General features: G+C 60.9%; 9 protein-coding genes. 8 read left to right on the forward strand and 1 reads right to left on the reverse strand.

Annotated elements, in window-relative coordinates:
* The 6 genes from ASD94_RS01625 (at position 1) to ASD94_RS01645 (ending at position 7,721) form a co-directional block, all read left to right on the forward strand.
* Positions 1 to 531, forward strand: a complete 531-nt coding sequence (locus tag ASD94_RS01625; RefSeq protein WP_056637596.1) for a DUF4148 domain-containing protein — start codon at positions 1 to 3, stop codon at positions 529 to 531.
* Between the two features lie 64 nt (positions 532 to 595).
* Positions 596 to 961 carry a cation efflux protein, CzcI family gene (gene czcI, locus ASD94_RS24250; protein WP_343736098.1) on the forward strand — a complete coding sequence of 122 codons (366 nt, stop codon included), beginning with the start codon at positions 596 to 598 and terminating at the stop codon, positions 959 to 961.
* 154 nt (positions 962 to 1,115) lie between these two features.
* Positions 1,116 to 2,474 (forward strand): TolC family protein, encoded by a 1,359-nt coding sequence (locus tag ASD94_RS01630; protein ID WP_056637599.1) that lies wholly within the window; start codon positions 1,116 to 1,118, stop codon positions 2,472 to 2,474.
* An 8-nt stretch (positions 2,475 to 2,482) separates the two neighbouring features.
* Positions 2,483 to 4,084: an efflux RND transporter periplasmic adaptor subunit gene (locus ASD94_RS01635; RefSeq protein ID WP_056637601.1), complete on the forward strand. Its 1,602-nt coding sequence runs from the start codon at positions 2,483 to 2,485 to the stop codon at positions 4,082 to 4,084.
* A gap of 16 nt (positions 4,085 to 4,100) precedes the next feature.
* A complete protein-coding gene (locus tag ASD94_RS01640; protein WP_056637604.1) occupies positions 4,101 to 7,283 on the forward strand; it encodes a CusA/CzcA family heavy metal efflux RND transporter in 3,183 nt (1,060 codons plus the stop codon).
* 63 nt (positions 7,284 to 7,346) lie between these two features.
* Positions 7,347 to 7,721, forward strand: a complete 375-nt coding sequence (locus ASD94_RS01645) for a hypothetical protein (RefSeq protein WP_056637607.1) — start codon at positions 7,347 to 7,349, stop codon at positions 7,719 to 7,721.
* 348 nt (positions 7,722 to 8,069) lie between these two features.
* On the opposite strand, the gene ASD94_RS01650 is transcribed toward ASD94_RS01645, so the two are convergent.
* Positions 8,070 to 9,653, reverse strand: coding sequence for a phosphoethanolamine transferase (locus ASD94_RS01650; protein WP_235510538.1), 1,584 nt, complete (start codon positions 9,651 to 9,653; stop codon positions 8,070 to 8,072).
* A gap of 543 nt (positions 9,654 to 10,196) precedes the next feature.
* Between ASD94_RS01650 and istA the strand changes: the two genes are divergently transcribed.
* Positions 10,197 to 11,723 (forward strand): IS21 family transposase, encoded by a 1,527-nt coding sequence (istA, locus tag ASD94_RS01655; protein WP_056637686.1) that lies wholly within the window; start codon positions 10,197 to 10,199, stop codon positions 11,721 to 11,723.
* A complete protein-coding gene (gene istB, locus ASD94_RS01660) occupies positions 11,716 to 12,501 on the forward strand; it encodes an IS21-like element helper ATPase IstB (RefSeq protein ID WP_024815605.1) in 786 nt (261 codons plus the stop codon). Before istA ends, istB begins: the two co-directional genes overlap by 8 nt.
* The last annotated feature ends 198 nt before the right edge of the window (positions 12,502 to 12,699 follow it).

A 12,699-nucleotide genomic window follows, 5' to 3' on the forward strand; every position in this document is an offset into this window, starting at 1 on the left:
ATGAAATTCAAGACCGCACTCCTTCTCGCCGCTCTGGGCGCCGCACCTCTGCTCGCCTCTGCGCAATCGGCTCCACTCACCCGTGAACAGGTTCGCGCTGAACTGTTCCAAGCCATTCGCAGCGGCGACATCATGGGCAGCGGTGAGTCGAGCATGACGCTACGCCAAATGAACCCCCGCGCCTATCCTGCGCAAGCAGCAACCGCGCCCAAGAAGACGCGTGAGCAAGTGCAGCAGGAACTGGGCCAAGCGATCAAGTCAGGAGAGATGATGGCCGCTGGCGAATCTGGTGCTAAGTTGAATGAGATCGCTCCAGGGAGCTATCCTTCGCAGGCAGTGGCGGCTGTTTCGCCGAAGTCGCGCGACGAAGTCAAACATGAACTGGCCGAGGCAATTCTTCACGGAGAGATCGTCGCCAATGGTGAAGACGGGCGCATGCTCAAGGACGTATTTCCAGGCATGTACCGTGGCAGTCACACTGCGGACGTGGCAGCGGAACGCGGCTACACGGGGAGCGTCCGAGGCATGTGAAGCTGCGGCGCTGTTCTTCGATACCTAGTGCTCAGAATTCAACTTGCCATGCTAGACTGAAAAAATGAGTCGCTGGGTCGTCGCTTTGATGCTCGTACTGCTACCGCTCCAGTTCAGCTGGGCTGCGGTAGCTTCGTACTGCCAGCATGAGCGCGCTACGTCCGCCTCTACTGTGCAGCACGTGGGTCATCACGAACACCAGCATGAATCGGATACGACCGTTGGCAACGCCAAAGTGGGCGAGAAGAATCTCGACAAGTTCGACCCCGATTGCCGCTCATGCCATGGCCTTGGACTCGGTGCAGTCTACGTGCCAGATTCCAAAATGCCTGCAGATCGCGGTAACGGAATGAACGCCCCGGTCTTGTCACCGCTAGCAGGCGTCAGCCCCATCCCCCCAGACCGCCCTCAGTGGCCCTCCCTCGCCTAATCGGCGGGGCTTCTTCCTCGATCCATTCTTTATCCGCCTTCGATAGGGCGGAGTCGCCGCGCGCGCCGCAGCCGAAATGGACTTGAGCAGCTAGGTGACGTTGTTGTTGCCATCCCGCCGATTTCCCCGTGTTTCAAGGTCACTGGAGAATCGGATGTTCAAGGGAATTCATGTTTCAAATCGCCTGGTCGCTGTACCCGGCCGAAAGAGTTTTGCGGTCACAGCAGTTGTTGCCGCCACGATTTTTGCGAGCGGATCGGTCGCGCTCGCCCAGGGCGTGCCCGCAGGCACCCAAGGAAGCCAATCGATAATTGCTCACAGCGCGTTGGCGTCGTCCGCAGCCCCGTTGTCGTTGGCCAGGGCCATCGACTTGGCACTGGAAGGGAATGCAGACGTTGCCGCGGCCATGCGCCAGGTCGAGGCATCAGAAGGGCAAGTCATTCAGGGACGCGCGCGCCCAAATCCGGAGTTTGCGTACTCGCTCGAAGACACCCGGTCCAAAACGCGCACGCAAAGCTGGCAGCTCAACCTTCCGATTGAACTCGGCGGTAAGCGCACGGCACGGACCAAGGCCGCGGAAAGGGCCCGGGAGCAGGCACAGGCTCAGCTCGCTGAGGTGAAATCCACGGTGCGTGCCAATGTGGTTGCCGCCTACTTCGAAGCACTGACGGCCCAAGAGCGGTTGGCCTTGGCAAAGGACAGTGCAGCGCTTGCCAAGTCATCCACTGACACCGTTGCGAAGCGTGTGGCTGCGGGCAAGGTCTCCCCCGTCGAGGAGACGAAGGCACGCGTTGCGGAAGCCGGCATACGCGTGGAGTTGGCGCAGGCGGCGGGCGAAGAGCGCAATGCACTGACCCGCCTCTATGCACTGTTGGGCCGAACCACCGGGATGACCCTCCTGCTGGAAGGCGAGGCCGAGAGCCTTCCTGCCGTTCCTGATATCGCGGCGCTGCAATCCCTGGTTGCGTCATCCCCTGCCGTTGTTGTCGCCAAGGTCGAAGTGGATCGGCGCATCGCCTTGACCGAGGTGGAGCAGAGCAAGCGGGTGCCGGACGTCACTGTGAGCGCAGGTATGCAGCGCAGCAATGAGACACAGCGCAACATGCTCCTGCTCGGAGTGTCTGTGCCTCTACAACTGTTCGACCGCAACCAGGGCAACCTGCTGGAGGCCCTGAAGCTTGAGGACAAAGCAAGGGACGAATTGCAAGCCACCACCGTGCGGCTGCACAGCGAGGTGACCCAAGCCCACGATCGACTGGCAACGATCACTACCGAAGTGCAGGCGTTGCGAGGTGACGTGCTCCCTGGTTCCAAGTCGGCCTACGACGCAGCAACCGTGGGGTTCGAGAACGGCAAATTTAACTTCCTCGAAGTTCTCGACGCACAGCGCACGTACTTCACAGCCAAGTCGCAGTACCTCAAGGCGTTGGCCGAAGCCCATCGAGCAGCCGCGGAGATCGACCGACTCCTGGGCAGCCAGACGCCCAATGCACCGACCAACAAGCAAAACTGAGATCGACCATGAACTCCATCAAATCAAGCATCAGCAAGAAGCACCTGATCGCCATCGCCGTCGTCATCGCGATGGGCGTTGGTGCTGGCGCCCTCATTCTGCAGGGAGGCAAGACGAAGGCTGCGGCCGGTGAGGGAGATGGCCACGGCCACGGCACCCACACTGAAGCCAAGGGGCACGGAGACGGCGAGCACCATGGCAAAGCGGATGGCAAGGGCCATGATGACGACAAAGGCCATGCCGACGGGGAGCATCACGAGAAGAGTGAGTCCAAGGGGACGAACGGTGGCAGCCTCTTCAAGGAAGGCGACTTCGGCCTGGAAGCTCTGCTTGCGGAAGACGGCGGCGAGCCGCGCCTTCGCGTCTGGATGTTCGACAAGGACACGCCACTGCCGCAGAGCGCCGCCACGGTCGCCGCAACAATTACCCGGCCGACGGGTGAAAAACAGACGCTCTCGTTCATCCAGGAAAAGGACGGGTGGGTGAGCCGCGAGAGCGTGGCAGAACCACACGCGTTTGACATCGAGATCATTGCGCAAAAGGGCAATGAGCCTTTCATGTTCGTGATGAGCAAGGAAGAAGGCAAGGTCGAGCTGACCGATGCCCAGATCAAGGCGGCAGCCATCGGCGTTGACTCGGCATCTGCTGCGAGCATCAAGTCTGCGCTGCTGCTGCCCGGCGAGATCCGCCTCAACGAAGATCGCACCTCGCACGTGGTTCCACGCCTTGCTGGCGTGGTGGAAAGCGTTAACGCCAGCTTGGGCCAGGTCGTCAAGAAGGGGCAGGTGCTGGCCGCTATCGCGAGTCCCACAGCATCGGAGCAGCGCAGCGAGCTGCAGACGGCCCAAAAGCGCATGGCCTTGGCAAAGACGACCTACGAGCGGGAGAAGAAGCTTTGGGAGCAGAAGGTCTCGGCGGAGCAGGACTACCTGCAGGCCAAGCAGGCACTCAACGAAGCCGAAGTTGCTGTCGCCAACGCCAACCAGAAGTTGGGGGCATTGGGTCTGTCGTCCTCTTCCGCCTCGGGCCTGAACCGGCTTGAGCTGCGTGCGCCCTTTGATGGGATCGTCATCGAGAAGCATCTGAGCCTCGGCGAAGCCGTCAAGGAAGACGCCGCCGTGTTCACGATTTCTGATCTGAGCCAGGTGTGGGCGGAAATCAACGTTCCAGCCAAGGATCTCCCTCTCGTGCGGGTCGGTGAGAAAGTCACCATCAAGGCCACCGCGTTCGACGCTTCAGCGACGGGCACTGTGGCCTTCGTGGGCGCGCTCATCGGTGAGCAAACCCGAACCGCCAAGGCGCGGGTGGTGTTGGATAACCCCAAGGGAGCATGGCGGCCAGGCCTGTTCGTGAACGTCGAGGTCGTGGCTGATGAGGCAACTGTGCCCGTGACGATCGCTGCAGACGCAGTCCAGACGGTTGGGGACAAGCCTGTTGTCTTCCTCAAGGTCAATGGAGGCTTCATTGCCCAGCCCGTGCAGTTGGGACGCAGCGATGGCAAGCGTATCGAGGTTCTTCAGGGCATCAAGCCCGGAACGCCCTACGCAGCGTCCGGCAGCTTCGTCGTGAAGTCCGAACTGGGCAAGGCGTCCGCCGAGCACACGCACTGATCACGGAGCCTCACACATGTTTGAAAAACTGATTCGATTTTCGATCGAGCAGCGATGGCTGGTGCTGCTCGCTGCCATTGCAATGGGTGCCCTGGGCGTCTTCAACTACCAGAAGCTTCCCATCGACGCTGTTCCGGACATCACCAACGTCCAGGTGCAGATCAACACGCAAGCCGCCGGTTACTCACCACTGGAGACAGAGCAGCGCGTGACCTACCCCATCGAGACGGTCATGGCCGGTCTCCCCAATCTGGAGCAGACCCGGTCGTTGTCACGCTACGGCCTTTCCCAGGTCACGGTGATCTTCAAGGACGGCACCGACATCTACTTCGCGCGCCAGTTGGTGAACGAACGCATCCAGGAGGCCCGGGATAAGTTGCCGGCAGGCATCACCCCTGCGCTGGGACCTATCTCGACCGGCCTGGGCGAAATCTACCTGTGGACGGTTGAAACCAAGGATGGAGCCAAGAAGCCAGACGGCAACCCCTACACCCCGACAGACCTGCGTGAAATCCAGGATTGGATCATCAAGCCGCAGCTGCGCAATGTTCCAGGCGTCACCGAAATCAACTCCATCGGCGGTTTTGCGAAGGAATACCAGATTGCGCCAATCCCCGAGCGCCTGGCATCCCTCGGCGTGACGCTGCAAGACATCGTCACTGCTCTGGACCGCAACAACGGCAACGTTGGCGCGGGCTACATCGAGAAGCGCGGCGAACAGTACCTGGTTCGCGCCCCTGGCCAGGTCAAGTCGATGGAAGATATCGGCAACGTGATCTTGAGCAGTGCCAACGGTGTCCCTGTGCGTGTGCGGGATGTCGCCGACGTATCGATCGGCCGGGAACTGCGCACTGGCGCTGCCACGGACAACGGCCGTGAGGTCGTGCTCGGTACGGTCTTCATGCTCATCGGCGAGAACAGCCGTACCGTGTCGCAAGCCGTGGACAAGAAGATGGTGGAGATCAACCGCAACTTGCCAGAAGGCGTGCACGCGGTCACCGTCTACGACCGCACTGTCCTGGTGGACAAGGCCATCAGCACGGTGAAGAAGAACCTCATGGAAGGCGCGATCCTGGTGATCGTGATCCTCTTCCTTTTCCTGGGCAATATCCGGGCTGCGGTGATCACGGCAACGGTGATTCCGCTGTCGATGCTTTTCACGTTCACCGGCATGGTGAACTACAAGGTCAGTGCCAACCTGATGAGCCTTGGAGCGCTGGACTTCGGCATCATCATTGACGGCGCGGTTGTGATCGTGGAGAACTGCGTTCGCCGCCTGGCGCACGCCCAAGCCCACCATGGTCGACCACTGACACGGGCCGAGCGCTTCCATGAAGTGTTTCTGGCATCGAAAGAGTCTCGCCGCGCCCTTCTGTTTGGTCAGCTCATCATCATGGTGGTGTACCTGCCGATCTTCGCCCTCACTGGCGTCGAAGGAAAGATGTTCCACCCGATGGCGTTTACCGTGGTCGCGGCACTTGTCGGCGCAATGATCCTGTCGGTGACTTTCATCCCCGCCGCAGTCGCACTGTTCATAGGCAACCGGGTCAGCGAGAAGGAAAACTTCCTGCTCGGCCATGCGAAGCGAATCTATGCGCCGCTCCTGGATCGCGTCATGTCCGCCAAGGCAGTAGTGCTCTCCATTGCCGCAGTGGCCGTGGTGCTCTGCGGATTGATCGCGACCCGAATGGGCAGCGAGTTCGTTCCCCAACTCAATGAGGGTGACCTTGCCATCCAGGCGCTGCGAATCCCCGGTACCAGCCTCTCGCAATCTATCGCCATGCAGCGCCAGATCGAAGGGACGCTGAAAGAGAAGTTCCCTGAAATCGACCGGGTATTTGCCAGAACCGGCACTGCAGAAATTGCCTCGGACCCCATGCCGCCGAACATCTCGGACGGGTACATCATGCTCAAGCCCATGGACCAATGGCCCGAGCCACGCAAGACTCGTGACGAACTGCTTACCGCCATCCAAGAGGTGGTCGGCAAGATTCCCGGCAACAACTACGAGTTCTCGCAGCCGATCCAGTTGCGCTTCAACGAACTTATCTCCGGCGTGCGCAGCGACGTCGCGGTCAAGATCTTCGGGGACGACATGGACGTCCTGAACAAGTCGGCAGAAGAGATCTCTTCGATGCTGCAGAAGATCCAAGGGGCATCGGAGGTGAAGGTCGAGCAGACAACCGGGCTGCCGATGCTCACGGTGAATATCGACCGCCAGAAGGCGGCTCGCTATGGCCTGAACGTGGCCGACATCCAGGACACGGTGGCCACAGCCATCGGTGGACGTGAAGCCGGAACGATGTTCGAGGGTGATCGGCGATTTGACATCCTGGTGCGCCTGCCCGAAGCGATCCGCAATGACATGGAAGGCATGAAGCGACTGCCCATCCCGCTGCCTCGCTCAGCGGGCACTGCGGAAGCGCGGACCAACTTCATCCCACTTGCCGAAGTCGCTTCCTTTGAGCTCGCCCCCGGCCCTAACCAGGTCAGCCGCGAGAACGGCAAGCGGCGCATCGTGGTGAGCGCCAACGTGCGCGGCCGCGATGTGGGCTCCTTCGTTGCAGAAGCCGAACAAGGCCTGGCGCAGATCAAGATCCCGACGGGCTACTGGACAAGCTGGGGCGGCACGTTTGAGAACCTGCAGTCTGCCTCCAAGCGCCTGCAGATTGTGGTGCCCGTCTCACTGTTGCTCGTATTCGTGCTGCTGTTCGCAATGTTCGGAAATGCCAAGGACGGCCTGCTGGTGTTCACGGGCATTCCTTTCGCGCTGACGGGGGGCATCCTTGCGCTTTGGCTTCGCGACATCCCCATGTCGATCTCCGCGGCAGTTGGCTTCATCGCACTCTCAGGGGTCGCGGTGCTCAACGGCCTGGTGATGATCTCCTACATCCGCACGTTGAGAGAGGAAGGCGTTGCACTGGACGATGCGATCCGTGAAGGCGCGCTGACACGTCTGCGTCCCGTGCTCATGACGGCACTCGTTGCTTCTCTGGGCTTCATCCCAATGGCCATCGCTACGGGAACCGGGGCCGAGGTGCAGCGCCCGTTGGCCACCGTTGTGATCGGCGGCATTCTTTCCTCGACGCTCCTGACGCTCTTGGTCCTGCCCATCCTTTATCGCCTGGCCCACAAGCCTGACGAGCAGGTTGAGGACGTGACCGCAGAACCTGTACACCCAGTTCCCTCCGCCCAGTAATGGGCCTTCGGGCCCCGCAGTTTGCGGGGCCCATTTTTTATTCTGTTCAGCAAAGGAAATCCAATGAAAGCAACCAAGCTTCTCCTCGCACTCACCGTATTCATTTCCGGCGCAGCAATCGCCGCAGACAACCACGACACAAAGCCGCTGCATGGCGGTGTAGTGGCCCAGGCAAAAGACGTGGACTATGAGCTTGTGTCCGGCACCGACAAGCTGCAGCTCTACGTCCGCGACCATGGCAAGCCTGCAGACGTTGCTGGAATGGCGGCAAAGGTCACGCTGTTGACCGGTACTGAGAAGCAGGACGTCCAGCTGTTGCCAGTCGATGGAAAGCTGGAAGCTTCGGGCAGCTTCAAGGTGGCAGCAGGAACGAAAGCCGTTGCGGCAGTCACCAAAGGCGGCAAATCCGTCGCCTCGGTTCGATTCACCCTCAAGTAATCCAAGGTGCGGCGGGGCGCTTGAATGTGATTGCACTACGGCAGGCGCCCCGTTTCATGCAGGCAACAACACAGTTCAGAAACGTCTTAGGCCATGGGTCACGGACTAGCGGCTAAGCTGATTTGGATATGGATCAGCCTGATCGCCACGGTGCTGACGTTCTGGCGGGTCCGCCGCATTTGGCTGAAACGCCATCCGGAGCGAACCAAAGGCATAAAGTACAGCCAGCGTCTGGCCAATCGCATGCGAGACCGAAGGTTGACCCAACTGCGAGCCCGAAGACGAACGGGTTCTGATCAACGCACTCGCCATTGAGGCGGGGCGCCCAAGCGCGCCAGCCTGGATCTTTCAGTCAATCGGCCTGCACGCCGCCGAAATGTCCAGGTCCATTTCATAGACCTGGGTCGAGACACCTAGCAGCCCGAGCACAGAGTGGAAGAGGTTGTCATGCGACAAGGCGGCCGACGCCTTCTCCTTCAAGCAGGCGCTGTTGATCCCACGGCTCTCCTTGAAGCCTTCCGACAGCCACCAGACCATAGGCACCTTGGTCTGTTCGTCTGGTGCAATTGCTCTGGGCAGGCCGTGAAGAAACAGCCCTTTCTCGCCCAGCGACTCGCCGTGGTCGGACACGTAGAGCATCGCCGTATCGAAGCGGCTCTCCTGGCGCTTGAGAAAAGCTATGGCCTGGCCCAGAACATGGTCGGTGTAGAGCACCGCATTGTCATAGGCATTCACGATGCTCTGGCGATCACACTTGCGCAACTCGCCCGTATCACAGGTAGGTTCGAAACGCCTGAAGGCTGCAGGGTAGCGCTTGAAATAGGCGGGCCCGTGGTTGCCGAGCATGTGCAGGACCACAACCGTCGTAGTGTCAGAAGTCTCAGTGACGGACTCCAACCCCTGAAGAAGCACTTCGTCGAGACATCTCCCCTCAGAACAAAGTGCTGCAGCGGCAAGCGGGTCCACCGGGATGTTGCTGAGGCCATCGCAGACGCCCTTGCAGCCCGACTGATTGTCCTTCCAGTGCACCGTGATGCCGGCCCGTGCCAGAACATGGAGTAGCGACTCGGATGAGCGAATTCGAGCTTCATCGTAGTCTCGCCGTCCAATCGCCGAGAACATACAAGGAAGTGACGTTTCCGTGTCTGTTCCGCAGGCGGTGACGTCGCCAAAGTTGACTGCGTTCAACGCTTGAAGGTTCGGTGAAGTCTGGCGCTCATAGCCATTGAGTCCCCAATTTCCAGCACGCACCGTCTCTCCTACTACAAGGAACAGCAGCTTCGGCTTTTGGGTCTTTGTTGGTGCTGCCATGCGAGCATCCAGGCCGACGGATTGCCGGGACTTGGGTGTATCGACATCGGCCGACAAGACCCGAGCTGTCGAGTAGATCACGTTGGCGGGAGTGATGAGGTACCGCAGCTCCTTTTGGTTTCTCATCAACGCAGAAAAGTCCTGGAAGATGAGGAGCACGGCGGCCACCAGCGCCATGGCGCACGCAGCGCTGAAAACGAGGCGCCGCAGGACGGCACGCCACAAGGAAGTCTGGGTAAAGCGAATGCGCCATATCGCCCACAATGGCACCACCGAGTACAGCGAGGCATGGGCGATCAAGCTCCAGGTGATCAGCTCGCTGGCTTCAGCGGTGTCTGTCCGCAGCACATTGCGCAGCATGCTGGGATCGTAATAGACGCCATAGCGTTGCATGTAGAAGGTTGCAAAGGCTGCAACCAGCACTGATGCAGTGAGCAAAGGCCGAACGCTCCAACAGACCACAGCGGCGCTGAAGATCAGCCCGTGCAGCGCAATCAAGGCAACCACCAGTGCGCTGGCATACACCCATGTGTCCAGTGCCAACCAGTCACGGCCAGCCGTGCTCGCCTTCAAAAAAGAACCGTTGTAGGCCAGCGCCACGTACACACTGATCCATAGCACCAGTCTCTCTGCTGGCATGGCAGGGCGTCGCGGGAGCCACTGCCCCCAACGGGTAGGCCGTCGCCCGGGCTCCGTGAAGCCGCGCAGTCTGAAACTCATCTGACGTCGAGAGCATTGAACAGTACGCTGAATCGACCCACAATCGGCCTGCATGTACTGAAGAAAGAATTAGCAATCGCACCATGTCTTCTGCGACGCGATGGAACTAGCCCGGGGGCGATCAGTTGCTCTCACCCCCTATTTTGCTGCGTACGCCCGTTTAGCGGCCTCCACGCTCCCGTAGTAGCCGTATCCTCTCTTCGGGAGTCATATTGAGAAACTCTGCGCGTGTTGACGCCGACCGAAAACTGAGCCACTTTTTGGTGTGATGCCGACCTAAAACTGAGCCAGGTGTTTTACCTACCCTGCTGTTTTGTGCAGCAAGGGTGTTGACGCCGACCGAAAACTGAGCCACTTTTTGGTGTGATGCCGACCTAAAACTGAGCCAGGTGTTTTACCTACCCTGCTGTTTTGTGCAGCAAGGGAATGAAGAGGGTGATCACCATGGACATGATTGGCAAGATACGGCGGATGCACCGCCGGGACAAGAAGACGAAGCGGGAGATATCGAGGGCCACGGGCCTGTCGCGCAACACGGTGGCCAAGTGGCTGGACGAGGCGCAGCCGGTCGAGCCCAAGTACCGCCGGGAGGCGGCGAAGGCGACCAAGCTGTCGGCGCACGAGGCGGAGCTCAAGCAAGCCTTGAAGGCCGATGCCAAGCGGCCCAAGAAGGAGCGGCGCACGGCCAAGGCCTTGTTCACGCAGATCAAGGCAGCGGGCTACGAAGGTGGCTACACGCGGGTGACGGACTTCATCCGCAAGTGGCGCCAAGGTGAAGGCCAACAGGCGGCCTGCAAGGCCTTCGTGCCATTGACTTTCGAGCTTGGCGAGGCCTTCCAGTTCGACTGGAGCGAAGACGGCTTGCTGGTGGGCGGGGTGTACTACCGCATGCAGGTCTCGCACATGAAGCTGTGTGCCAGTGGGGCCTTCTGGCTGGTGGCCTACCCCAGCCAAGGCCACGAGATGCTGTTCGATGCGCACACCCGCAGCTTTGCAGCGCTGGGTGGCGTGGCACGCCGTGGCATCTACGACAACATGAAGACGGCGGTCGACAAAGTCAAGAAGGGCAAAGGCCGCGTGGTCAATGCGCGCTTTGCAGCCATGTGCGCGCACTATCTGTTCGACCCTGATTTTTGCAACCGTGCCAGCGGCTGGGAGAAGGGGCGCGTGGAGAAGGATGTGCAAGACAGCCGCCGTCGCATCTGGGTGGAGGCGGGGCAACGGCGCTTTGGCAGCTTTACCGAGCTCAATGCGTGGCTGGGCGAGCGCTGCCGGGCTCTGTGGCGAGAGCTGCGCCACCCGCAGCACAAAGCGTTCAGCATCGCCGAGATGCTGGAGCTGGAGCAAAGCCACCTGATGCCGATGCCGGTGGCCTTTGATGGCTATGTTGAGAACCCGGCCAAGGTGAGCAGCACCTGCCTGGTGACGGTGGCGCGCAACCGCTACTCGGTGCCCTGCGAATGGGCGGGGCAAATGGTCAGCACACACCTGTACCCGGCGCAGATCGTGGTGGTGGCCGGCGATGCTATGGTGGCCACGCACGAGCGCCTGAGCGATCGCAACCAGACCCGCTACGACTGGCAGCATTACGTGCCGCTGATCGAGCGCAAGCCGGGCGCGCTGCGCAACGGCGCGCCCTTTGCAGACCTGCCCGAGCCATTGCAGCGCATGCGCAAAGGCTTGCTGCACCAGGAGGGGGGCGACAGGGTGATGGCGCAGGTACTGGCCGAGGTGCCCAAGCAAGGGCTGGACGCCGTGCTGGTGGCGGTGGAGTTGGCCCTGGAGAGTGCGCCGCCATCGGGGCGGGTGAGCACCGAGCACGTCATCAACGTGCTCGGCCGCCTGCAAGCGCAGCCCCTGCCCGAGACGGTTGCGACCAACCTGCAAGTGAGCCAGACACCCCTGGCCGACACGGCGCGCTATGACAGCCTGCGCGCTGGCAGCGACATGCAGGAGGCCGATCATGCGTGAGCTGGACAAGGAGTTCAAAGAGCTGCGCCTGTACGGCATGGCCGGGGCCTGGGAGGACCTGGTCAAGCAAGGCGGCCACGCCACGCTGGAGAGCTCGCGCTGGCTGCTGGAGCACCTGCTGCAAGCGGAAGTCACGGACAGAGCCATGCGCTCAGTGAGCTACCAGATGCACACGGCGAAGTTCCCCGTGCACCGCGACCTGGCGGGCTTCGACTTCGAATGCTCGCCCGTGGACAAAAAGCTCATCGAGCAGTTGGCCAGCATGGCGTTCACCGAGCAGGCGCACAACGTGGTGCTGGTGGGTGGCCCCGGCACGGGCAAGACGCATCTGGCCACGGCCATCGGCGTGGCGGGCATCACGCGCCATGGCTCACGCGTGCGGTTTTACTCCACGGTGGACCTGGTCAACGCACTGGAGCAGGAGAAGGCCCAAGGCAAGGCAGGCCGCATCGCAGCGAGCTTGCAGCGCATGGACCTGGTCATCCTTGATGAGCTGGGCTACCTGCCCTTCAGCCAGGCAGGCGGCGCCTTGCTGTTCCACCTGCTGAGCAAGCTCTACGAGCAGACCAGCGTGATGATCACCACCAACCTGGACTTCAAGGAATGGTCCAGCGTGTTCGGCGATGCCAAGATGACCACGGCACTGCTGGATCGACTCACGCACCACTGCCACATCGTCGAGACGGGCAACGAGTCCCACAGGTTCATGCACAGCACAGCCGTGGCCAAGAAACGCATCAAGGCACGCGAACAGGCCAAGAAGGCTGAGCCGTTCTGAGCGGCTCAAGGGCAAGCCGCTACGGGCTTCGCCCTGCGCGGCTTACCCTCAACGGACGACCACCGAGCTCGATCACCAAGGAGACCAAAACCGACCCAAGGCACTACACTTATCCACAGCCGACCTTCACAGGTTGGCCATTAGCCCTGGCTCAAAATTCAATCGGCACGGTGGCTCAATTTTGAATCGGCGCCAACA

This window comes from Acidovorax sp. Root70, from assembly GCF_001428225.1.
GTDB lineage: Bacteria > Pseudomonadota > Gammaproteobacteria > Burkholderiales > Burkholderiaceae_C > Acidovorax.